The organism is uncultured Corynebacterium sp., assembly GCF_946998835.1.
In the GTDB taxonomy this organism is placed as follows: Bacteria; Actinomycetota; Actinomycetes; order Mycobacteriales; family Mycobacteriaceae; genus Corynebacterium.
The window spans coordinates 67,825-90,902 of record NZ_CAMQAZ010000006.1 but is presented as its reverse complement, the minus strand read 5'-3'; the positions used below and the strand labels follow the sequence as shown (position 1 = coordinate 90,902).

The 23,078-nt window shown below is 57.9% G+C and carries 23 protein-coding genes; 20 read left to right on the top strand and 3 right to left on the bottom strand.

Going from position 1 to position 23,078, the window contains the following annotated elements; translation table 11 throughout:
- The first annotated feature begins 63 nt into the window (after nucleotides 1-63).
- The 10 genes from Q0U90_RS03515 (at nucleotide 64) to Q0U90_RS03470 (ending at nucleotide 6,642) form a co-directional block, all read left to right on the top strand.
- The gene (locus tag Q0U90_RS03515; RefSeq protein WP_297451698.1) at nucleotides 64-1,713 is read left to right on the top strand and encodes a major capsid protein; all 1,650 of its coding nucleotides are present in this window, start codon (nucleotides 64-66) and stop codon (nucleotides 1,711-1,713) included.
- 81 nt (nucleotides 1,714-1,794) lie between these two features.
- Entirely contained in the window at nucleotides 1,795-2,520 is a 726-nt protein-coding gene (locus tag Q0U90_RS03510) for a hypothetical protein (RefSeq protein ID WP_297451695.1), read from the top strand.
- Nucleotides 2,521-2,522: 2 nt separating this feature from the next.
- The gene (locus tag Q0U90_RS03505; protein ID WP_297451693.1) at nucleotides 2,523-2,738 is read left to right on the top strand and encodes a hypothetical protein; all 216 of its coding nucleotides are present in this window, start codon (nucleotides 2,523-2,525) and stop codon (nucleotides 2,736-2,738) included.
- Nucleotides 2,739-2,821: 83 nt separating this feature from the next.
- Nucleotides 2,822-3,598, top strand: coding sequence for a hypothetical protein (locus tag Q0U90_RS03500; RefSeq protein WP_297451690.1), 777 nt, complete (start codon nucleotides 2,822-2,824; stop codon nucleotides 3,596-3,598).
- A gap of 209 nt (nucleotides 3,599-3,807) precedes the next feature.
- Nucleotides 3,808-4,488: a hypothetical protein gene (locus Q0U90_RS03495; protein ID WP_297451686.1), complete on the top strand. Its 681-nt coding sequence runs from the start codon at nucleotides 3,808-3,810 to the stop codon at nucleotides 4,486-4,488.
- Nucleotides 4,489-4,495: 7 nt separating this feature from the next.
- A complete protein-coding gene (locus Q0U90_RS03490) occupies nucleotides 4,496-5,014 on the top strand; it encodes a hypothetical protein (protein WP_297451683.1) in 519 nt (172 codons plus the stop codon).
- A gap of 11 nt (nucleotides 5,015-5,025) precedes the next feature.
- Nucleotides 5,026-5,187: a hypothetical protein gene (locus Q0U90_RS03485; protein WP_297451679.1), complete on the top strand. Its 162-nt coding sequence runs from the start codon at nucleotides 5,026-5,028 to the stop codon at nucleotides 5,185-5,187.
- Between the two features lie 3 nt (nucleotides 5,188-5,190).
- Nucleotides 5,191-5,604, top strand: coding sequence for a hypothetical protein (locus Q0U90_RS03480; RefSeq protein WP_297451676.1), 414 nt, complete (start codon nucleotides 5,191-5,193; stop codon nucleotides 5,602-5,604).
- Between the two features lie 42 nt (nucleotides 5,605-5,646).
- A complete protein-coding gene (locus Q0U90_RS03475) occupies nucleotides 5,647-6,123 on the top strand; it encodes a hypothetical protein (protein ID WP_297451674.1) in 477 nt (158 codons plus the stop codon).
- A gap of 3 nt (nucleotides 6,124-6,126) precedes the next feature.
- Entirely contained in the window at nucleotides 6,127-6,642 is a 516-nt protein-coding gene (locus tag Q0U90_RS03470; RefSeq protein ID WP_297451672.1) for a hypothetical protein, read from the top strand.
- 181 nt (nucleotides 6,643-6,823) lie between these two features.
- Here Q0U90_RS03470 and Q0U90_RS03465 read toward each other — a convergent pair whose 3' ends face one another.
- From Q0U90_RS03465 to Q0U90_RS03455, 3 genes are all read right to left on the bottom strand, one after another.
- Nucleotides 6,824-7,582, bottom strand: a complete 759-nt coding sequence (locus Q0U90_RS03465; RefSeq protein ID WP_297451670.1) for a phage antirepressor KilAC domain-containing protein — start codon at nucleotides 7,580-7,582, stop codon at nucleotides 6,824-6,826.
- Between the two features lie 300 nt (nucleotides 7,583-7,882).
- Nucleotides 7,883-8,320: a hypothetical protein gene (locus tag Q0U90_RS03460; RefSeq protein WP_297451668.1), complete on the bottom strand. Its 438-nt coding sequence runs from the start codon at nucleotides 8,318-8,320 to the stop codon at nucleotides 7,883-7,885.
- A 3-nt stretch (nucleotides 8,321-8,323) separates the two neighbouring features.
- Nucleotides 8,324-8,869 carry a hypothetical protein gene (locus tag Q0U90_RS03455; protein ID WP_297451665.1) on the bottom strand — a complete coding sequence of 182 codons (546 nt, stop codon included), beginning with the start codon at nucleotides 8,867-8,869 and terminating at the stop codon, nucleotides 8,324-8,326.
- 74 nt (nucleotides 8,870-8,943) lie between these two features.
- On the opposite strand from Q0U90_RS03455, the gene Q0U90_RS03450 reads away from it, so the two are divergent.
- The 10 genes from Q0U90_RS03450 (at nucleotide 8,944) to Q0U90_RS03405 (ending at nucleotide 23,075) form a co-directional block, all read left to right on the top strand.
- Nucleotides 8,944-14,496: a tape measure protein gene (locus tag Q0U90_RS03450; RefSeq protein WP_297451662.1), complete on the top strand. Its 5,553-nt coding sequence runs from the start codon at nucleotides 8,944-8,946 to the stop codon at nucleotides 14,494-14,496.
- 79 nt (nucleotides 14,497-14,575) lie between these two features.
- Entirely contained in the window at nucleotides 14,576-15,808 is a 1,233-nt protein-coding gene (locus Q0U90_RS03445; protein WP_297451659.1) for a hypothetical protein, read from the top strand.
- A complete protein-coding gene (locus Q0U90_RS03440) occupies nucleotides 15,808-16,953 on the top strand; it encodes a hypothetical protein (RefSeq protein WP_297451656.1) in 1,146 nt (381 codons plus the stop codon). Before Q0U90_RS03445 ends, Q0U90_RS03440 begins: the two co-directional genes overlap by 1 nt.
- Nucleotides 16,950-17,168: a hypothetical protein gene (locus Q0U90_RS03435; RefSeq protein WP_297451654.1), complete on the top strand. Its 219-nt coding sequence runs from the start codon at nucleotides 16,950-16,952 to the stop codon at nucleotides 17,166-17,168. Before Q0U90_RS03440 ends, Q0U90_RS03435 begins: the two co-directional genes overlap by 4 nt.
- Nucleotides 17,168-17,821 carry a hypothetical protein gene (locus Q0U90_RS03430; protein WP_297451652.1) on the top strand — a complete coding sequence of 218 codons (654 nt, stop codon included), beginning with the start codon at nucleotides 17,168-17,170 and terminating at the stop codon, nucleotides 17,819-17,821. The genes Q0U90_RS03435 and Q0U90_RS03430 overlap by 1 nt, the downstream gene beginning before the upstream one ends.
- Nucleotides 17,822-17,881: 60 nt before the next feature.
- Complete coding sequence (locus tag Q0U90_RS03425) at nucleotides 17,882-19,795, top strand: hypothetical protein (protein ID WP_297451650.1); 1,914 nt, start codon at nucleotides 17,882-17,884, stop codon at nucleotides 19,793-19,795.
- 15 nt (nucleotides 19,796-19,810) lie between these two features.
- On the top strand, nucleotides 19,811-20,398 hold the full coding sequence (locus Q0U90_RS03420) for a hypothetical protein (protein ID WP_297451648.1): 588 nt from the start codon (nucleotides 19,811-19,813) through the stop codon (nucleotides 20,396-20,398).
- A gap of 1 nt (nucleotide 20,399) precedes the next feature.
- Nucleotides 20,400-21,077 carry a LamG domain-containing protein gene (locus tag Q0U90_RS03415; protein ID WP_297451646.1) on the top strand — a complete coding sequence of 226 codons (678 nt, stop codon included), beginning with the start codon at nucleotides 20,400-20,402 and terminating at the stop codon, nucleotides 21,075-21,077.
- A gap of 31 nt (nucleotides 21,078-21,108) precedes the next feature.
- Nucleotides 21,109-22,674 carry a glycoside hydrolase domain-containing protein gene (locus Q0U90_RS03410; protein ID WP_297451644.1) on the top strand — a complete coding sequence of 522 codons (1,566 nt, stop codon included), beginning with the start codon at nucleotides 21,109-21,111 and terminating at the stop codon, nucleotides 22,672-22,674.
- Nucleotides 22,671-23,075: a hypothetical protein gene (locus tag Q0U90_RS03405; RefSeq protein WP_297451643.1), complete on the top strand. Its 405-nt coding sequence runs from the start codon at nucleotides 22,671-22,673 to the stop codon at nucleotides 23,073-23,075. Before Q0U90_RS03410 ends, Q0U90_RS03405 begins: the two co-directional genes overlap by 4 nt.
- The last annotated feature ends 3 nt before the right edge of the window (nucleotides 23,076-23,078 follow it).

Below are 23,078 nucleotides of genomic sequence, written 5' to 3'. Positions count from 1 at the left end.
AATAGCGACCCCGAAAATGCAGCTTCTCGGGGACCGCAACACTTGTAAAGGAGAAGAGCGGGAATGTTTACGCTACCCGAGAACCTGCCAGCAACGACAGGCGAGCTCACCGAGCTACGAGCCGAAATCGTCACCGCGTTCAACACGCTGTACAGCGACGGTAAGGATGTGACCGCAGAGAAGCTCGCCACGCTTCAGGAACTGTCGAACAACCTGGAAACCGTCGATACCGCAATCGCCGACGCGAAGACCGCCGCAGAGGCCGACGAGCTAGCCGAGAAGTTCAACGCCGAGACCGCAGACGAAGCCACTGACGCTGACACCGAGCCAGCCAACGACACTAACAACGACACAGACGGCGACGCAGACCCCGAGCCACACGACACGGCGGAGGACACTACTGACAAGGACGAGGAAAAGGACACCGCTGTGACCGCATCCGCAAAGACCCGCTTCGCTAACGCAGCAGGCACCACCAACCCCGAGCTTCCCCGCCGCAACGTCGGCTTCCGGCTCACCACCAGCGCCCAGAACTACGAAACCGGCGTTGTGGACGTCACTCGCGTCGCCACCGAATTCGCCAATCTTGCCCACGGACACTCCGCCCGAGTCGTCTCCGGCTCCGGTGGTGCCGCATCCACTACCTTCGCCTACCTCGACCGCGACATGCCCGCCGAGTACACCATCGACGACGCCAACGACGCTGGCCGAGCTGAAGCTGTCATGGCATTTGCAGCCGACGAAACCAACCTCAACGGTGGTTCCCTCACCGCAGCTGGAGGCTGGTGCGCACCGTCGGAAACCATCTACGATTTCCTCCCGACCCTGCAGGCCACCGACTTGCTGTCTCTTCCTGAAGTCACCGCCACCCGAGGCGGCCTGAAGTTCCCGAAGGAGCCGTCCTTCGCAGACATCTACAAGAACTTCCCAGGTTTCCAGCAGACCGAAACGCAGGCGCAGGCCAACACCGAAAAGACCTGCGTGGAAATCCCGTGCGACGAGTTCGAGGAACTCCGCATGGATGTCATCGGCCAGTGCATCACTTCCGGTATCCTGCAATCCAAGGCATGGCCGGAGCAGACCGCGAAGTACATCAACGAGGTCGTCCGCGCCCACCAGCACCGCCTGTCTGCATACAAGATTGACAAGATTTCTGCAGGCTCCCCCGCTGTGACTGTCACCGGCGTGTTCGCAGGCTCCGGCGCGCTCCTCAACGGCATTGCGTTGCAGGCTACCGACATTCGAGTCAAGCACCGTATCCCGCGCACCCAGTCGATTGAGGGCTTCGCCCCAGCCTGGTCCATTGAGCTCATGCGCGCCGACATGGCATTCCAGCAGGGTGTCGAGGTCAAGGATGTTAGCGACGAGCAGATTCTTGAGTGGTTCCGTAAGCGCGGCATCAATCTTCAGTTCGTTGTCGACTGGCAGACCGATGTCATCGGCGGCGATAAGCCGGCAACCGCATGGCCGACCGAAGTCAAGGTTGCTCTGTACCCGTCCGGCACATGGATTAGTGCTGTGGAGCCGGTCATCAACCTTGGTATCAATTACGATCACGCCCTGTTGAAGACCAACAAGCGTGTCGAGTTGTTCACCGAGGACGGTGTACTGGTTGGCAAGCGCGGCTTCGAGTCTCGCCTTGTCACTATCCCGGTGAAGGTCGACGGCATGGTCGGTGTGCGTGGCCCGGCAGCTGGTGCTGCTGCTGGCTAGTTCCTAGCTAACCCGATGGCGAGGGGCGTGGGTAATAGTGCCCCGTCCCTCGCTTTTTCTATCCGAAACGGAGGAAACATTATGGCTGGGATTCCAGCGAACCTTGTGAAGCTTCCAGACCAGAATCCACTGCCCTATGGGCTGTATGACGCCGCGATTGTGCAGGATGTGCCCACCGTCCGTGGTGGCGTTCTCATTGAGCCAGACGGAGTAGCGTCCGGGCAGTGGGATACCTCATGCAATCCAACTACCCCGAATCAACCGAAGGCCGGCGCAGTAGCTGAGCCAGCATCCGCCGGGGCGTTCGGCGTGTGGGCAGCCCACGAGTGCAAAACCGTGGGTTACTCGGACGATATGGCCACCGCCCGCGCGGTGGCTGCGTTGAGAGTACGTGAACCACTGGAGGCTGAGAAGCACCTCGCGGTACGGCTTGCGGCAGCACCGTCGGTAACGGCCGCGAATATCCTCACCCAGGTCGGCGAAGCGGAGAAGGCACTAGCCACGACGAACGCACCCGGTGTGGTGCATGCTGCTCGTTGGCTACTCCCAGCGATTGAGAAGGCTGGTGGTGTGATTCGCCAGGGTCAGGCGCTGTTCACTCCAGGTGGGCACCGATGGGTGTTCGGCAGCGGCTATGAGGAGCTGGGAACAGCGATCGTGGCAACCGGGCGTGTCGTGGTGCAGCGCGACCCGGTAGCAACATCCGTGGCAACAGCGCTGCAGACGAATACCCGCTTAGCGGTCGCGGAACGCACCCTCACAGTCGCAGTTGAAGCACCAATGACTCTCGTAAAGATTGGAGGCTAATCATGGCTGCACGAACGCCCCGGAAGAAGAAGCTTCCGGCCACAACGGTAGAACGCCCAGACGGGCGCATCGAGGTGTATCCCGTAGCCGCGGGAGACACAGAAACCATCGCCTCCGCGCTGGTCAGCGCGGACAAAACTGGGATGGTGCGCACTATCACGGCCCCGAACGGGTGGGTAGTGCCTGCCGCTGTCGCAAAGTCTGCGGGCCTTCTATAGGTCACCCGCCGGACATACGAATAAGACATGCACGCCCCGCGTGGGGCGCTGCCACAACCACAAACATTGGAGGATTTTCCAAAATGGTAGCAACAAGCATCGTGCGTGGTAAGCGACTCCGCGCAACCCGCGTCGGAAACTGCGGCCTGCCAAAGGCCGGTGAAGCATCGACCATCGTCACCGACGGCTTCGTCACCGTGAAGATGAGCAAGTCCATGAAGGACGCCGAAGACTTAGAGCAGACCAACGCGGATGGGCAGGTGTGCGTCGCAGACCGCACCCCACCGGAGCTGAAGTGGTGGGAAGTCGAGATGGAATTCTGCCGCGTTGACCCGCTGCTCCTGTCCTTCTTCACCGATGACCCGCTGGTCCTGGATTATATGCAGAAGCCGGTTGGTTTCCGCTCGTCCAAGCGGGTCAAGGTCACCGAGGGCGCGGCACTGGAGCTATGGACCGGTACCGGCTCCGATGACTGCACAATCCCGACTGATGATACTGTGCTGGCTCCAGGGGCAGCTGCTGCAGCTGCCCGTTACGGGTACTTCCTGATGCCCTGGCTGAAGGAAGCAACGATGGGTGATTTTGAACTAGGAGCGTCGGTCGCAACGTTCACTATCTCCGGCATCACTGGTGCTGGACCGAACTGGGGTCGCGGCCCGTACAACGTCGTGCCGACTGACGCGAAGAACACGCCTGGTCGTCTTCTTACCCCGATGGGGATGGAGCACCTACATTTCCAGTCGACGACTATTGCCCCTCCGGAGGTTACCGCCGAGCCGCAGGCATTGACTTTGCCGCAGCCGTACTTTGGAGAGTCCGCTGCTGTAGCCGCTGGTGTGGTCACGGTGGGAGACCAGTAAGTTCCGGTCACCGAGGGTAGGTAGTAGTACTGGTGTGGTGCTTCGGGGTGGCGATGTTGTCCAAATGCGCTCCGCTGTTCGGGCCCCGGAGTACCACTTTCGCGACAGTCACTCCGCAATAACAAGCCCCGCCCGGGGACGGTTGCACAGGCCGCCTCGGGTGGGGTTTGCCTATCCAGCTAGTCACCTCACAGTGGGACGCTACCGACATGAGCGAAGCACTATGCACCTGGCCAGTCGACGACTATTGCCTTCCCGACAATGCAGACCCAATCATCATTCGCGAGTGCGTAGATACCGCCGTTGGAATCCTCTGGGCGCTCACTGGGCGACGATTCACTATCTGCCCGACCACTGTTCGGCCGTGCCCACCGCAAACAGCTGGGATTTGCCCCACCCCTGGAGCAACGTATCTTCACTGTTCCCGCTCCGGCTCAATCCAACTGCCGGGCCCTGTGTACAAGGTCACGGGGTTCACCGTAGCTGGGCAGAACATTGACCTGTCCTCGCTAATTGTTGACGGTGACCGTATCTACCGACACGCGGGTGAACCGTGGCCGGACCAGAACCTCAACGTGGCGGACACGGAGCCCGGCGGATGGAGCATCACCTACCTGAAAGGCATTCCGGTGCCACCCGGCGGTTCGCGGTGCGCGGCGCTGCTGGCGAAAGAGTTCTACGCAGCCTGCACCGGTGGGCGCTGCCAGCTCCCTCGCCGCGTCCAGCAAGTCCAGCGCCAGGGTGTCACAGTCACCGCCGTTGACCCGCAAGACATCTATGCCAGCGGCGCGACTGGACTAACGGAGGTTGATATTTGGATTCGCGCTCACAACCCGAACCGAATGTCAGAACCGGCCACTATCTGGTCACCTGATCTGCCCATCTGGTAGGAGCCGCATGATGAATAAAACTGTCGCTGTTGTCGGGCAGGTAATTGAGGCGATGCGTTCGCAGTTCACCAGTGACGCCGCCACTGCCCCACTGGGCGGAGTCGTCCCGACGATTGAGCACCGGCCAGGGGCAGACGTTGCTCTCGATGGCCTTCAGTACGAGAATTGCACCGGAATCGTATGGGTAAATGTCCTGCGCATGTACCGAACCACTGTGTGGCCGAATGAGGACGACGGAGGTATCCACCCCTGTCATGGAGCGCTAGCTGTCGTTATCCAGGTTGGTGCCGCCCGGTGCGTGTCCACCGTCGACGCGCAGGGCTACCCGCCGCCACCGGACGCGATGGAATACGACGCGCTCGTCGGGTTAGATGATGCCGACCGGCTGGAGAAAGCACTCTGTATAGCGTCGCGGGAAATAGACCGACTGAACCTCGCTAACGGAACGGTTGTCGGCTCGTCGGAACCCATCGGCCCGCAGGGGGGAATCCTCGCATGGGTGAAAACAATCAACGTTCAACTGTAAGGAGAAGAAAAATGGCTACCCGTCGACCAAAGAAGACACAGGAACCAGAGACAATCACTATCCGAGGTGTGTGCAACACCGTGTATCTTGCGCGCGGCCAGGAAACAACCGTCACTGTGACAGAAGTGGTGCGCAATCTCCTATCCCTCGGTGTCGTGGAAATAGTCGAGTAAATCATGTCATCTGAGTTCACAATCAACTATGGCGAAATGAATGCTGTATTACAGCATGAAACGACCCTTCTGGTACGTAAGGCTCAACGCGCAACCCTGAACCAGGCGAAGGTAACCTCCCCCGTCGATACGGGGGCTTTGCGTAATTCACACACCCAAGGGGCAATCACCTACAGCAACGGCCGTGCAACATCTGATATCGAGGCTTCCGCTGACTACTCGCTGGCCGTGCATGAAGGGTCCCGCCCTCATGTCATTCGGCCACGGCGAGCGAAAGTGCTCGCATGGCGCGGAACAAACGGCATGGTGTTCGCCCGCTCGGTGAACCACCCCGGCGCAAAAAAGAGGCCCTGGCTCCTCAACGCTCTAAAGACAGGTGCCGGAGCGTTGGGGTTTGAGGTCACCGCAGGGGAATAGAACAAACTTTGTCACCGAACAGCGATCTGAAAGGACAACACTGTGACTACTGATTCCACCGCAGCTTTCGAAGCCGATGCGAACCGCGAGGACGAAACCGCGAAGCTGAAGGCACGTCTCGCAGAGCTTGAAGCGACTAAGAAACCGGGTGCTATCGCCGATGAGCCTGAGGTTGCAATCATCGACCCGTCTAATAGTTCCGATGCAGAGGTTGAAGCTTCGCATTCTGTGGAAGTAGAAGGGGTTACTTTCCGCTTCCATGTCCCGAAGCGCGCTGCTCTGCTGGCGTTTTCCCTCGGCGCGTCCGCGAAGTCCGATGGTGAGCTGTCAATCGCATCGCTTCGCATGTTCCTGAAGTTCCACCTTGTCGCCGATGACTTTGAGATGTTCCTCGAAAAGATGATGGACCCCGAGTCTCCTATCACCGATGAGTCTATGGGGGACATTATCGAGGCTATGGTGAAGGCGGCAGAAGAGTCGCCGGAGATGAACGCTCCAACTACCGGCCCACGCAGGTAGCTGGTGTTTGTTGATTGGTGCGGCAGGCAGTGGGAGGTCAGTGAGCTTCCTCCGTCTGCCGCTCTTGTCGTCTCTAGGCTTGCAAGCGATGTCCCTGGGGAGAGTCTGCAGGCATGCACGGAGATTGCTTCTACTGCCGGGATTAGCCTGGATGAGCTGCTTCCGGTGGTGTTCCACTATGACGGGGGCGAACCGGACTTGTTGGATTTAATGGCCGGTATTTTGAGGGAGGGTACGGCTCGGCCGTGGAAAACGACTGTTGCGCTATCGCGGGCGACTGTACAGCAGTGGTCAATGATCCGTGGACGGCTAATTGAGAAGGGGATTTCTGACCCGCTCCGACAACTGCCGTCACTAACGGCGCTGCTGGATGTCGTCGAGGTAATGATTCTCGACTCGGCGAAAGATGATGAGGAGCGGGAGAAAATCATCCGGGATTTGTACCGGCGTGACAACCCGATGGCTCCCCCACCCGGATGGGAAGAAGGTTTCGAGGGGTTCGAGGGGATTGACCTCTAGCTACGCATAGTCAATTTCGTAAGGAACTCAGACATATCATCACCATCAAAGGCGAGCGTATGTGCGAAGCTCTCTCCGAGAATATCTATGGTTAGCCCGATTACCTTGTCACGTACAATGTCTGGGGTAACGATGCAGGATACGGCATGGTCCTCGAAGTATCCGTTCACTGTTCCGTTCATTACGCGGATACCTCCGTCTTTGTTTCAGGGTTGAGTTTCATTTGTATGAAACCGATTCCTGAGGGGAGTACACGGGTTGTGTAGCTTGTGTGTGTTGAACCATCGCTGCGCTGGTAGTCGTAGGCTTTGACTGCGAAGTGGTGCATGTATTTTTGGTAAGGCGTGTTCCGCATTGCTCCTTTGGAGATGAGAATTCCGTGTTGGCGGAGCTTTGTGAAGAGCTTGTTTTGGCTTAGCCCGAGCATCTTTGCGACATTGCCGACGCTATAGGTTCCGTCTGCGTCAATGAACTGATCATAGGCTTTTGCTTTCGGCTCGAGTTCTTTGTTCTTTACCTCGAGTGCGAGACGCTCTGTTTCGGCGTTCATTGCGAGCTGAAGAAGTTCGAGCCGCGATAGTTCACCACCATTAGCCTTTTTCGATTGTGCTTGTTTCTCACATTCGATGAAGTACTGGCGGGCTTCGCGTCCCTTTTGATTGTTTTGCACCATGGACAGTTCTTTTGCCATATCCAAGGTGAGGATGTGATTCTCAGACGGGCGTCCACCTGAACTTTCTTCCATTTTTGGAATAAAGTCCTGACCTGCAATGAACCTATATTTTTCTATCAGCCGATTAATCCAGGTTGTGTAGTTCGACTGGACCTCAAGGAAGGCGTGTAGGTCTCGTCCCATGACAGCCTGAATTCCGTCGGAGTTCTCGGTGAGTGGGATGAGCGGGTTTGCGGTTCCCGTGGCGGGCATGGCAGTATTAACCATGATTCAACTCCTTAGTAGTTGAGTCCGTGCCACCGGTAGTCCCAGCTACGCGGTGGCTTTTTATATAAAGCTTTTGCTTTACATTTAGAATACTACCACACAATGACTAAAAACGGTCAATACACTATTTACCGATTGACTATGCCGCTAATAGTTGTCCTAGGAAGCCCAGTCACTTCGGAAATCTCACGGGCACTAATGGGCGTCCGCATTGCTGCTATAAAGGCATCCTTCCGGCGCTGCTTACTCCACTCATAATTCTTTTGTGCTTGAGCACATTCAGCCAGAAGGCGCGCCCTCTCACTTTCCTCCATTACATTCACCCCCTTGTTCTTTCCAGTGCGCACGAGCCTTAGGATCGGACAGAGCCTCCACCCATTCACGCGCCCTACGCTCACCAGTATCCCCGCCCTCGGGCACGAATATCCGATACTCCTGGAGACAGTCCAGGTAGTCAGCAAGCACCTGGTCAGCGTCCCCGATACGCCCTTGCTTAAGGTAGATAGACAAAAGTCCCTGCGTGGGGGCGAACGGCACCGTCCACCCCGCAATACGCGTAGACTCAGCGGCCGCATCCCGCATCTCAACAAGTAATTCTTCCGCTTCCGCGAACTTCTCACCTGCAGTGAGGCGCTCTACTTCCTCCCACCACTCGGATTGACGCCTCCCACGGACCATCGACGCCGCTTCCGCGCGAAGAATCCGCAAGTCCTGCTCTGAAATATCTTCGTCGCGCATTGGCTACGCCCCGTAGTTGATATTGCCGCTTGCGAGCACATTACCTTGCGCGTCCCACACCTGAACGTAGTCAGCTTTCCCTCCAATAGCGTCTTTCATCTCCGGTTCGAGATCGGCTAGGTTCTGGATAGACTTAACGGCACCTTCTGCGCGCTGCTTTCCTTCGGGATTATCTTTCGACAAGGTCGTTACGATGACGATGGTGCCATCAAGCCCTGCCGGGGAGTCGACGTCAAGCACGTTACATTCCCAGCCGCCGTACTTGCCGCAAACATAGTCCCAACTATGTTCGTCGTACTGTCCGAGATACCACTTTTCGAACTGCGCTCCGGCGTTGAATGTTTCTTCAGTCCCCTTTTCCGAGGCTGTCATTGAGGCCCGGGTCCGCTCTTTATATGGCTGTTCTATTTTTGATTCCGTGGTAGTTGTGACGGATGTTTCGGGCGTGTTTGATTGCTTCTCTACCGGATCGATTATCGAGCCGACTAGTCCAACGAGGAAGAGTCCTCCAACTATCCATGGCCATTTCTTCTTCTTTACTGGCTCCATGATGTCATCCTTTCTTCACTTCGTAATACTACACAGTAACGCAATATAGTTAACTATAGTACTCTATGTCATGTATGGACACCCGGAATGGCGAATATGTGACCATGGCAGTCGGTAAAGCAAAAGTCACCTTCGAAGCGGACGCGAGTGACGTCACAGATAAGCTCACCCAGCAGGTAGAACGCGCCCTAGCGAAAATCGACGGTATCCTCGGCAAGCTCCCTAAGTCTGCGCAACAGGAGGCGTCGCAAGCTGGTGACGCTATCGGCTCCGAAATCCAGCGTGGCGCCGATAAAGCGGATAAAGCCCTCGATGCTGTAGACGGCAACGGCCTGACCAAGATTACGAAGAAGGCTGCTGAGGCTGGGGCTCAGGTAGCGTCCTCCATTTCCTCCGGCGCATCAAAGGCGGACGCGGCACTAGGGACAGTCAGCGGCTCCTCTCTATCGCGTATTGGCGAAATGGCAGCTCACGCGGGTTCATCCATCGCATCTGGGATTAGCTCCGGTGTCGCAGCCGCAAAAAACGCGATGGGGAGCATATCTGGCGGGGCATTCACTGCGCTCGGGCAACGCGCCGCTGAAGTTGGAAGCAGTATCCGTCGAAACATCGGCGAGGCCTTGGAGTCAGTCAAACGTGACGCCAATGAGCTGCCAAGCGCATTTGGGCGTATCGGCGGTGCCATCGCAGCGATCGCGGGCCCGGCCGTGGTCCTCAAAGGTGGGTTCGACCGTCTGATGAATATCCAGCGCGCGGAAATCATGTTCCAATCCGTGGGCCTATCTGCGGAGCAAACCAAGAACCAAATGGCGAAACTGACAGAGCAGGTCACGGGTACATCAGTGAGTCTGTCTGACGCAGCGAAGTACTCTGCGATGTTCGCCCAGGCCGGTGTTCAGCTCGGTAAGCCGATGGACAGCGCGATTCAAGCGTTTACTGCCCTATCCTCCATCGCGGAAGGCTCCGGCGTTGATGTTGGTCGTGTCATGCAGCAGATTAGTGCGCAGGGCAAGGTCACTGGTGAGGACATGGCGCAGATGGCCGACGCTGGAGTCAACGCGACAAAGTACCTCGCCGACTCGATGGGCATGTCACAAGCCGAAGTGAAGAAGGCTATCAGTGACGGAAAGGTGTCCTTCGAGGACTTCGTCAAAGCCGTGAACATGGGCACCGGCGACCTTGCAAAACAAATGGGCCAGACGCTGCCGGCGAAACTGTCGAATATGAAAACGGCGCTGTTTAACCTCGGCGCGTCGATTATTGAGCCGTTTATCCCTGGCATCACTGCGGCGGTGGAGTTTGGAACCGCGATTGTGAAGTGGGCAGTCGGCCCAATTAAAGATTTTGCCAAGTGGATGAAGTCTGGGAGCGTCACAGCAGATATTTTCGCGGCTGCACTGGCGGGAATTGGCGCAGCAGCAGTAGTAGGTGCGCTCATTGGTACTGTGAATGCCCTGGGGTTGCTGACGAAGGTATGGCAGGCACTGAACCTTGGTTTCTTGTTCACACCTGTGGGGGCCGTCATTGCCGGGATTACTGCGTTGGTAGTGGCTGTGGCGTTGCTGTGGCGGCACTCGGAGGCGTTCCGTAATTTCTGGATTGGGATGTGGGAGTCCGTCAAGAACGCTGTTGCCCCGGCGGTGGACTTCGTCAAGGGGCTGTGGGATAACCTCGTCTCCGTTATCCGAGGCACCCCGGTGGATGCCGCATCGCCGTTGTCGAAGCTCATCGGAGCCGACAGAGTCGCGGGAATTCAGAACACCATCAGCACAGTAAAGAACGCGTGGTCAGACGTTAAAAACGCTGTGTTGAACCCAGAAGGGTTTAAGTCGAGTGGGGCGCTGGTGTCTCTCATCGGTGGGGATAACGCTAACCGCGTGTTCGATATCCTAACCAGCTTCAAGGGAGCAGCGTCCGAGGCATGGGACGCTATCCGAGGGAAAGACGGAGACGCTGATTCTCTGACCAAGATGATTGGCGGCCCGGCCGCGCAAACTGTTATCAGTTTCTACCGCGTGTTGGGAGACGCTGTCCGTAGCGTGTGGGAAGGCATTAAGTCGTTAGGGCACGCATTCCAGGACGTCGCCGGGGCCGTACTGTCTGCAGGGTGGCATGCGCTCATCGCGATTTTTAAGGCCGTGTGGGATGTTGTCGCAGCCCTCGCGAAGGCACTGTTCGATATTGGGAAAGCATTGTGGCCGCTCCTCAAGCCACTGCTTATGGTTATCGGCGGCGTTGCTGTGGCGGCAGTATTCCTGCTCGTTGGCGCCCTGCGTGTTCTGGCTTTCGCATTCGAGGGCGTCGCAAAGGTTATCTCCTGGCTCACGGAGAATGTCCTGTCGCCGCTCATCAGTGTTATCGGCACGGTTATCTCCTGGATTGCCGAAAAACTCGGCGCCGCAATCGGCGCGTTCGTGGAGTGGGTCGGCGGCCTAATCGCGGGAATCATCGACTTCTTTACAGGTTTCGGTGATACCCTCACCGCCGTGTGGGATGGGCTGAAGTCTGGGTGGGATTCCATTTGGCAGTGGCTCCAAACCTCGTGGGAAACCTACGGCCAACCGGTTCTAGATTTCATCGGCGATGTTTTCCTCTTCTTCATCGGAACGCTGATTCTGGCGTGGGAAGGAATCAAACTCGCCTGGGACGCGGTATGGCAATGGTTGCAATCCAGCTGGGATACCTACGGGCAGCCAGTCGTGGACTGGATCACCATGGCGTTCGATACCTTCGTCGGTTGGCTGAAGGCCGGGTGGGACTCGCTCGTCGGGGCGTGGAATGAGCTCTGGGGCTGGCTGCAGATTGCGTGGCAGGCAGTCGGCCAGCCAATAGTTGACGGCATTGTATGGGTATTCCAAGCAATGTGGGACGGTCTGCAAATCATTTTCGGGTGGATTGCAACCGGGTGGAACTTCCTGTGGCAAGGCGTGCAGCTGGTCTACAACTTGGTAATCATGCCGGTTGTCAATGGTGTTATTGCCGCATTTGACTGGGTTCGATCTGGCATCAGCTCTGCGATGGACTGGGTGCGCGGCAAGGTTAACGAGTTCGGCCAAGCATGCTCCAACCTTTATTCACAATATGTGGCCCCGATGGTTCAATCAGTCATCAATGGGTTCAACCGCGTGAAGGACACTATCACCGGGTGGAAAAACAAGGTTATCGGCGCTGTCTCCGATGCTGGAACCTGGCTTGTCAACGCTGGACGCCAGATTGTGCAAGGCATGATCAACGGCATCAACTCTATGATCAGCACACTTATTAGTACTGTCACGGGGTTCGCAGGAAAAGCAATCTCAGCAGCCAAGAACGCCCTTGGTATCCACTCGCCGTCGCGCGAGTTCCAGGCTATCGGCCATAACGTTGGTGAGGGCATGGTTGCTGGTATCCAGGCTATGCAGCCGGCAGTGACCGCTGCAGCAGCAGAAATGGCGGCTGCGTCCTCAACGACCGCCAGAGTGAATGTTAACGCGAACGTCACCACTAACGCGGTAGACGTCGCTCCCCGGGTATCGCCGCCCCTGCCTGCCATGTCTGTAACCGCCCCAGACATGGCATCGTCTACGCCGTATTCGTTCGAGTCGGCCGCATCACAGATAGATTCGACGGCAACGGGCACGCTGATTCCAATGTTCGGAATGCTCGATGGCGCAACCATCGGGTTTGCGAACACCGTCGCAGCGCAGACAGGTGGGGTTGCCCTGCCCGCATTTATGAGTATGGCGGCGGGGATGGCAAATACGCAGGCGGGTGTTATCACCCCTACTATGTTGGCAACTGGTCAATCAGCGACGATGATGGCGACCACGGTATGGGGGCAGATAGCCGGGCCTATCCGAGCTGGGCTGTCCTACTTTGTGCAGATGCTCTTCTGGGCTCTGAGCACTGGTGTAACTCCGGTGTTTACCACCATCGTAAATTCACTCCAGTGGGTGACGAACTCGTTTACCTGGGCGGTTAATTCCATCGGTTCGGCCTGGGCTCGTATCCGAGAGCTCACAGCAGCACCGGTCCGCTTCACGATTGGCACTGTTTTCAATAACGGCCTGGTCGGTATGTGGAATAGCGTGTCGGAACTGATTGGCACGAAGAAGATGGCACCGTATCCGCTGCGGTTCGCGACCGGTGGTTTTGTGTCTGGGCCGGGTGGGCCGACGGACGATAAAATTCCTGCCCTGTTGTCGAACGGTGAGTACGTTATGACGGCTAAGGCCGTGGACAAAATCGGGGTTCAGAATCTAGACGCGATGAACTCCGGTGCGGTGTCTGCGACCCCGAATAGTCTGCGGTCCACGAAACAGCAGCGGGAAATGCTGAATGACCACACGTTTAAGCAAATCGCCTCCCGTTATGCGGGTGGTGGCATTGTGAAGGGTTCTCCGGCGTGGCGTGACCTTTTGCGCGGCTATAACTGGGCGCGTTCCCGTAGCGGCCGACCCTATGTGTTTGGTGGCTCGGCACACGGCGCGGGCGGTACTGACTGCTCGGGTTACATGTCTGGTATCGCGGATGTGATTCTGGGCGGTAACGGTGCCCGCCAGTGGGCTACGGGTAATTTCCCGGCTGGGCAGCGGGGCGCGTGGGCGCGTGGTTTGTCCGCTGGTTTCTCCGTAGGTATCAGAAATGGCGGCCCCGGTGGTGGGCACACTGCTGGCACAATCGGCGGTGTTGAGGGTATCCCCGCGGTGAATGTTGAGTCGGGTGGTTCCCCGTCCAGGGTGAAGTTCGGTGCCGGTGCTGTCGGTGCTACGGACTCGTATTTCAACCAGCACCACCACCTCCGCGTCGTCGACGGCGGTAGGTTCGTGCCGGGTATGGGTTCCGGCGTGTCGATGGGCGAGATGATTGCGGAGGCGGTGAAACCTTTCCGCGACCGTACTCAAACGGCGCTGCGTAGTTGGGCTGGCAAACCGGGAATTATCAACACTTTACCGAGCGCGGTTGATAAGGCGATGGACTCTAAGGCCCGCGCCATGATTGATAAGAAAATGGCGGAGTCGTCGGCGGACCCGGGCGGAACAGGTGTGCAGCGATGGGCACCCTTGGTTTCGCAACTGTTGCGGCTGTATGGGCACCCCGCATCGTGGCTCGGTATCACGCTAAAGCGTATGAATCAGGAGTCGGGCGGTAACCCACGCGCTATCAACAACTGGGACATTAACGCGAGGAGGGGCGACCCTTCGAAGGGGCTTATGCAGGTTATTGGTAGCACGTTCGCGGCGCACCGTGACCCTCGTTTCCCGAATGATATTTGGGACCCGAAGGCGAATATCGCCGCGTCTATGCGGTACACCATGCGCACCTATGGTTCTCTGCCTGCAGGGTACGGCCGAGCCGGTGGCTATGAGCACGGCGGGCTTATGGGAGTTGGACAGGGCATTTTCCACAAGACAGCATTTAAGCCGGAGCGGGTCCTCAGCCCGGAGCAGACTACATCGTTTGACCGCCTAGTTGATTGGCTCGACGGGGGTATTACGTTGCCGGAGGTCACGTCATCTCGTGGCACCACCGACCAATATGGTCAACCACGAACCACACGGCAAATTATTGTTACCCAAAACATCGTCGCCACTGACCCGCAGCGCACGGCGGACGAGGTAGAAAACCGCCTCATGGCGCTTATGTAACCCGGGAGGAAAAATGTTCAGAGGTTGGCTGCAGCTCGGACAAACCGAGATAGCTAACACCTCCCGATGCGTGCGATACATGCTCCGAGGAGTCCGCAACGGCACTGCGGAAATCGTGACAAACGACGGGTGGGACGATCTATGGAGGTGGCAGGGGCGCGCCACTGACTACCTGTCGCCATGGGAGGATGCAGATTGCCCATGGTATGACCCCCGCGACCCGGCGTCGGCTGAGTTCGCCGGGGTGTGGATCATGTCGATTGACGGCGCTGATTCTGCGCCGCTAGACCGCGATGTTATTCACGCCACGCGCATCGGTGGCGGGTTCGGCGTGACTCGTACCCCGCCACGGAAGATGGCGATTGAGGCACTGGTAATCGGCGGCACTCCGGCTGGGCTCGAGTATGGCTTAGGGTGGCTCGCAGGTGTTCTCCGCAACGATTTGTGTGGCGACGTGGAGAAGGCCCGTCAACTTTTGTTCTTGCAGTCTGCCCCGAAAACCGATGGCAGTCTGACTGCGGAGAATGTCGCGAAGCTTGGTAACGCAGAGTCGAGGATGATGTCACAGGTTGCGCTAACTGAGCCGCTAAAGGTTGACGAGCGGTTTGGAGTGTGGTCCGCAGAGAACCGTCAGGCCACGATGACACGTGTGTCATTTGAGCTCACAGCTGCTGTGCCGTGGGTGTGGTCACTACCGACCCGACTTGTGAGCGATTTGCAGCCAATCTGGGGTGTTAACGACACTGTGAGGTTTGAAAACGCTGGGTCGGACGGTTCGTGCCCATCAATTTGCTCGACCCAGAAAACAGTGCTCACTGACCCTCTAGCGAAACCTGCGGTGTCGATCCCTCGCCCTGTGACTCCCGCCGTTGTCGCAGGCTGCACCACGTTCGAAACCCGCAGGCTCACATGGGTGCTGGAAGCCGGACGCCTACCCCAGTGGGGCGAAGCGATGCCGACAGTCACGATTCGTACTGGCCCGCAGGAAGAGCGCAATGTTCGTATCCAGTGGGTGGAGGGACCACCGGACGCAGAGCAGAGTATCGCCTGCTCCACGGTTGGCGAAGCCATGATTGGATATATCCCCGCCGGAGCTCGTCTCACCCTGGACGCGGTAACAGGCCTGGCGACAGCCGTGACTTCCGATGGTTTGTCATTGGACGCGTCCCATCTCGTGACCGGTCGTTTCGGCGGTCCATGGCGGCCCCCTGTGCTTCGATGCGGTCGCGAATACACCTTGCTGATTGATGTCGAACGGACCGTGCACTCAGGCATGAAGGTTGATGTTGATGCTGTGACGAGGAGAGCATAATGCTGGGCAGTGGTGATTATGCGGTTGTTTTTGGTGACTGGCATGCCGAGCGTATGTTCTGGCAGTCCCCCGAAGGCGCATTGATTGATGTGGACTGGGCGCGTGAGCTCAATGAAATGTCGAAGGCGTCAGTAACGATCGCCGCGCCGGACGCAGTGATTAATGGGCTCGAGCCGTGGGCTCACACAATGGGAATCTACCGCAACGGCGAACTGGTATGGTTCGGCATCGTCATTTCAACAACAGCGAAAGCAGGAATAGTCGAAGTTGAGGCCGCTGACGGCGCGAAGTTCTTCAAGCACCGCCGCGTGCCCCTGCACCGACTCTGGCAGCAGCATGATGCGACACAAATCATGCGGACTCACGTGGAGGATTCATGCGGCTTCGCAGATGCCTGCTCCATGGTCGAAAACATGGTCACCTACGAGTCCCGCATCTGGGTTAACGCGGCGTACACTCCTGCCGAGTGCATGGTCGATGAGGTTATCGATGACCTAGTTGAGCAAGGACTTGTATGGACGATTAATGCCGGCACATTGATTATTGGCCCGCTGCCGGGGCAGTACACGACGGCGCAATTGTCAGATAAGGATCTCTCGGGCGAGTTCACTGTGATTAAGGACGGCTCAGATGTCGTCACCGACTGCCATGTCAAGGGCAAGGGCGTATGGGGGCAGTTCCGGGAGGACTCCCCGTTGGGATTGGTGCAGTCGATTGAAAAAGCTGACGGTGCTGTCCGTGAGGAGGAGTGCCAGCAGCAGGCGGAGCGGCGAGTGAAGGAGTCTGCCGTCACGCCACGGCGTCTGGTAATCCCTGGCGATTCACAGCTGTTGCCAACGGCTCCGGTGCAGGTTGATGAGCTTGTCCCTGGGGTGAAGGTGCCGGTGGCGTCTACGGTGACTGGCGTGAATGTGGCGTCGGTGATGGCAATTAAGTCGGTGAAGGTCCGAGTTGGGGATAAGGGAGAACAGATTAAAGTCACCCTAACTGAGACGAAGGTCACAAATGAGGTGACAAGTATGCCGGACCCGGCGAAAATCGACATGCGCTCCCCCTGGGAAAAGGAACTCGCATCAAAGAACTTCTCCGGCGCTGGTTCCGGCGAAAAGCAAGAAACCGAAGAAGTCGGAAGGCCACCAGCATGACCCTTGGCAAGACTCCTCACAGCGACGCAGAGTGGGCACGCGACGTTGACCGTCGCTTGCGCCGCTTAGAGCACCCACGCCAGGTAATCCTCGGCACATGGTCCATCCACGTGTCCGAGCACACCGGTGACCTAGTAGCCGACCACATCCCTACGGGTCGGCGCAGAATCATCGCTAACGCCGATGAGATTCACAAGGGAATGGAGACCGAGTAATGGCTACCCAATGCACCACCTCGCAGTTCACAACCAACGGCGGCATTCTCGGGCTTGACCGAACTGCGTTTAGCCGGATTGTCGCGCGTTCCCGCGTCGAGTCCACCGGCGATGGGCCGTTTCAGGCGGCGATGCCGAATCGGGTGTTCCCGCCTGAGGAGTGGGACAATGTGTCGCATTCGATGAAAACTATGATTGACCAGCGTGTCCACTGGAAGAACGACTACGGTATCCCCGTGGACGTTGAGGTCCAGATCCAGCGTCAGCGTCGCACAATGGTGCTGTCTGCCCCAAATTTTGCGTTCATCCGAGAACGATATACCACCGCGGTTGGCTACGACTCGCCCAAGAATGTCATGGCTGCAGACCCTGACCCCACGAAGGTGTGGAACACGGAATGGGGCGGCGGAATCTGGACTGGATTCACTGATGGCAAACCAAACCAGGCTCACTATCGGGCATCACAGCCAGAGTCAACGCTGACTCTCGACCCGATTCGTGTAGGGGCAGGACAATCTCTCGATGTCCGGTTCCGAGCATCTCTAATCACAGCTCACGATTGGTGGATGCCTTCAACCATCACTGGGTACATTGCGGAGATGCAAATCTTCTCTAACACGATCCAATTAAGGGCTTTCCCCCAGCCGGTATAGCACCCGCAGCCCATAACCTGCCAGGTAGAACACTCAACGAATCTATCTAGGGGGCGCATTGTGACCAGCCCGAATATTCAAAACACACCGAAAATCAGCGACTATTATCATCTGCCTAAGGTCGGTGAGACTGTCCGGATTCGCGGACTTATCTCCACGACCTATCTCCGCCGTGGTGAGACGATGGTTATCCGATGGAGTGATTTCTGGGCAGATTTCGTTGTCCGCAACTTCGTCGACATTGTAGGGCTAGTGGAAGAACCAGCTGCCAGCGAGTACTTCCCCACCATGGCCGAGGTCTGGAATCTGATTGAGCGCGCTGCGACGACACTTCCGGGTGAGCGGATTTTTGGGCTCCGCGCGACAGAAACAACGCTGACAATGATCGTTGGCGTCGATTTAGCGTCGACGCGTGAACTCAGTGTTGAATGGCCAGAGCTGTCAACGATTCTCACCGAGGCTGTGAATCTGCGCGACAACACGCGCGAGCTTGCCGACACGGCTGTGGTGAAACTTGAAGCCGGTATTGAGTTGCTGAAAGACCAGCTGATTGGCTACAACGGTATCGCATCGGCGGCGGCGAAGATTGCGTTAGACGCGGCGGAAGAAGCAAAACGGACAGCGGGAAACGCCGGTAAATCCGCTTACCAAATCGCTGTTGAAGACGGGTTTGTAGGCACCCCTACACAGTGGCTTGAGTCTCTGCGTGGGGAGCAGGGGCCGGAAGGCCCGCGTGGTTTGCAGGGTGTGCCGGGGCCGCAAGGGGCGACTGGTGCGCGGGGCGCTACCGGCGACCCGGGGCCGCAGGGTGTGCCGGGGCCGAAGGGTGATACTGGTGAGCCGGGTAAGGACGGCACCTCGGTGAATATTCAGGGCACCGTACAGACGACTGGCGAATTGCCTTCAGGCGCGGCGCGGGGTGATGGTTACATCGTCGATGGTCATTTGCATGTGTGGGCTGGCACGGAGTGGGTAGATGTCGGCCTGATTCGTGGACCGCACGGCCCGAAGGGTGCCCCGGGGGAGAAGGGCGACCCTGGACCCAAGGGGGATAGAGGGGAACCGGGGCAACCTGGGCAGGCGGGGCCGCAAGGTCCGCAGGGACCGCAGGGTGACGCAGGGCCGAAGGGTGAGCCTGGAGACGCTGGACCGGCGGGCGTGTCCCCACAGTTGAAAATAGGTGTTGTATCCAAGGGCGAGAACCCTTCGGCTACGCTGACGAACCAATCGGGGCTGTACTCGCTGAACCTGGTGCTACCGAAGGGTGATACCGGCCCGGCTGGTCCGACTGGTGCTGCTGGTCCGACTGGTGCTGCTGGGGCGGACGGTGTAACCCCGCATTTCACTATTGGTTCTGTGCAGGCCGATTCCAGGGCGGACGCGACTATCACCGGTTCCTCCGCCGCGCCGGTGCTGAATCTCCGTATCCCGAAGGGCGACCCTGGGGAGGCGGGGCCGCGTGGCCCGATGGGGCCGCAGGGGCCGGTAGGCCCACCCGGAAAAGATTACGAACATCCTTTATGGTCGACCGGCTCCTGCCGTATCCGTGATAACGGCTCCATTAACCTAGGTGCTGGGGGCCAGCAAATCTACCGATACCGCTGGGACAGAGGTTTTTGTGAGCTATTTTTCCGAATTGTTTGGGGAACGAACCCTAGTTCTGGCGGAGGGCCGCTGCGTATCACAAATCTTCCTTTCCGACCTAATTTCTTTGCGTGCAAGGAGTACTACGGCAACGCCTCATTGTGGCTCCAGGGGGCGGTCCCGGGCATCTATATGCAGGTTCAACCAGCCATCAAAGAGGGGGCCTCGGAGATTGTGTTCTGGGCACCTGAGCATGGGAATACCTCCATCATGAAGCCAATGCGTATTCAGGACGGGAAGAGAGACCATACCGGAGTTCCGGCGAACCCCGATTTCAAATGGGATGCATTCGGGTCATCACTGACCGGGTACATCAAATATCCGACCTAGACCTAGGAGGTTTTCATGTCCGGTGAATTAGATAATCGTGAATCTGAGATTGTTCTGGAGATGATCCAGCGGCTTCGTGATTTGCAAGGAATCGACGAGAACATCCCCATGACACGTAGGATAATCGCAGGCCACGGGTTGACGGGAGGCGGCACTCTTGAACGCGATGTGACCATCGATCTCTCCCAGGAAATCCGTCAGACAATCAGTGACCTCCAGGCGATCGGCGCGATTTCTTCACTCGTCACTGCACAAGAGCTAACGGCAATCCTGGATGCGTATGCAAAAACCGCGGACCGTAAACCGGTGGCGATTTCGCATGACTTCACGGTCATGGAGGCTCCTAGTGACACTATTTCAGCTCCTCTGGTCATGGTTGATGTGGATTCGGTGATTACGCGGGTCAATATCACAGCAGTGTCGACGGGTTCCCTGCCGGTGAAAGCCACCATTGACGGCACGCCGTTTACGCTGAGTGCGGGTAGCGCGTCAAAGTCATTCCGTACAAGTCTTGCGAAGGCCGCAGGGTCCACAATTGCTCTTCGTGTCGCGGCTACTGACGCCGCTGGGATTCTCGTTTCGCTCCGCCTAGAGGAGAAATAAAATGACGGTCGAGGCGATGAGTTCCGCGGCGCTGCTTGTCGGGGCATATGATTCTGGCCCGTATGCGACTCGTGGCAGTGCTACCTCCATTGGGATGGTCACGACAGTCGCTGTGGGGACTGAACGCGCGGTTCGTTCGACGAGTGGTTATCTGACAGTGTCTGGGGTGCCGAGCTTGTCCGGTGATGATTTCACTGTTGAGGCTTGGATACGTGTCTCTAAGGGGGGCCGTGCGCGTCCGGTGTGGTCGCGACTCAATGGTGAAACCGAGCTGTCGTTGACTGTTCTTGCTGATGGGACGCCGCGTTTCTATGCCTCGTCTGCACAGGGTGGTTACAGGCTGACGCTCAACGGGACGAATCGGTTGGACGATGGTCTATGGCATCACATCGCTGTCCGTGCGGAGTACGGGTGGTTTGGCGTCATCACCTTTTCGCTGTGGGTGGATGGTGTTTTGTCGCGCCCGGGCACGATTTCACCGGGATTGTTTGCTGCGCGACCGAACTTTGATATGACGACGGCTATCGGTGTTGGTGGCCGTGATGGGGCCACGATGAATGGTGATGTGCTCGCGGTTGCGTGGCATACGCAACCGCTTGCCGATGGGGTGTTAGCAGCGCGGTGGGGGGCGCGGCCTGGTAATACATCGTCGCAGGTTGGTTGGGGAATCATACTCTAGATAGTCACCCCTGGCGTGTTGTGTCAGGAGCATGGCAACGATTCTTGATTATTCAGCGCAGGCGATCCCCGCGGCGTTGATTCGTGCTGCTGGGCATCTTGGTGCGATCCGCTATATTTCCCCAGCTCGTGAGCAGTGGATGAAGGGCAAACCCGCCACCGCTGATGAGGTCGCGGACTTCAAGGCGAACGCGCTGGACACCGCGTTTGTGTGGCAGTACGGGGGTGTAGCGAACCCTGACTGTATGCGTGGTTTTAAGGGCGGTAAGCAGGACGCGAAAGCAGCCGACAAGCAACTCAAGGCGATTAAACGCACTGGATACCCGGTGTTTTTCGCTGTCGATTTCGACATCACACTGGCGCAGTGGAACGCGGTTGCGGTCAACTATTTCAAGGCCGCGTGTGAGGTGCTAGGCCGGGAACGCGTCGGCATCTACGGCCACAGTCGCGTCTGTGATTGGGCACGCGAGGACGGGGTCATCGGGTCTGCTGGCGAAGGAAAATTCCTGCAGTGGCAGACAACCAGCTGGTCCGACGGTCATGTATCACCGCACGCGGTTCTTCTACAGTCCAAGCACAACGTTACCGGACCTACAGGCCTACAGGTCGACGTTAACCAGGTGCTTCATACCTACTGGGGCCAGCATCCACCACGGCCAGACCAAGCAGCCGGGGCACCGACTACAGACCCGGTAGCGATACCGGAAGCACCCGCGCTGAAACCCGCCCCAAAGCCAACTGCGCAATTCAAGTGCGACACCGACTTGCTGACCTGGCGTGATAACGGCATTAGCCGACACAAGCGCCGGTTCATTGTCATCCATACCGACGAGTCCGGCTACAACTACGCCACCCGGCAAGTCCGCGATACCGCCTGGACAGCAAAGCAACTAGCTGAATACAACCGCCGCCGTGACATCTCCGGCGGCTCCTACCACGTCGGTATCGGTCGTAGCGGAGACACCTGTCGCCAAAACGACGACGTGTACGGCACCTGGTCGGTTGGCAGCATCGGCAACGATCAGGCCTTCCACGTGTGCCTGACTGGCACCGCGTTCCAAACCCGCCAACAGTGGCTGACCTGGGGCGCAAAGCAGCTGCAAAAACTCGCGGACGTTCTGGCCCACTACTGCCGGTTCCATAACATCGCGGTGCAGCGCGTCGCCCCACCCCAGATGACGCAGTCCGGCGTCACCGGTATTTGCGGGCATTGGGACTGTTCGAAATTCTACGGCGGCTCCACGCACTGGGACCCCGGCGGATACGACGGTTCTACTGGCGTGCCGAAAACAGCAGGCGGGTTCCCGTGGGACGTTGTACTCGCGAAAACTCGTGAGCGCATGACCTCAGTGACGCCCACTCCCCCTGCGCCAGCACCAACACCGGCAGAGAAGGAACGAGAAATGCTTAATGAAAAGCTCCAGTCAATCATCAACCCAAAGGTCTGGCTCACCGTCGGACACATGATCAGACTCACCGACGCATACCTCTGGGAATTCCGCGTCATCCTCAAGGAAATCGCGAAGAAGCAAGGTATCGACTACGACGCTGTCGTTAACGAGGCGATTGCCCGCGACCGCAAGGAAGTGCAGCGATGATTAGCCCAAACCAAGCATGGCTTATCCGGCGGAGCATCTACGCTATCGGCTTCGTCGCTGGCATCATCCTGGTAGTCACAGGAAAGTCTGACGCAGAGACAGTCGACGGATGGGGGCATTACCTGGACCAGCTCGCTGGAATCGTAACGGCCATTGCATCTGGTCTCGCGACGGTTAAGACTGGCCCAGCATCTGATAACGCCCCTGTCGTGGTGCCTGCTGAGGACGTCGCCGGCCACGCCGCAAATATCCGAGAAGCCACACGGTATCTCACCGACTTGACGCAGGAGATTGAGAAGAACACGCGAGAAGTCATTAACCGCGCACCTGCGCCTGTTACTACCCCATCGTCTACAGGAACGCCGCTTGATGCCGCGCTACGAGACGATTCGCAATCGTGAAAG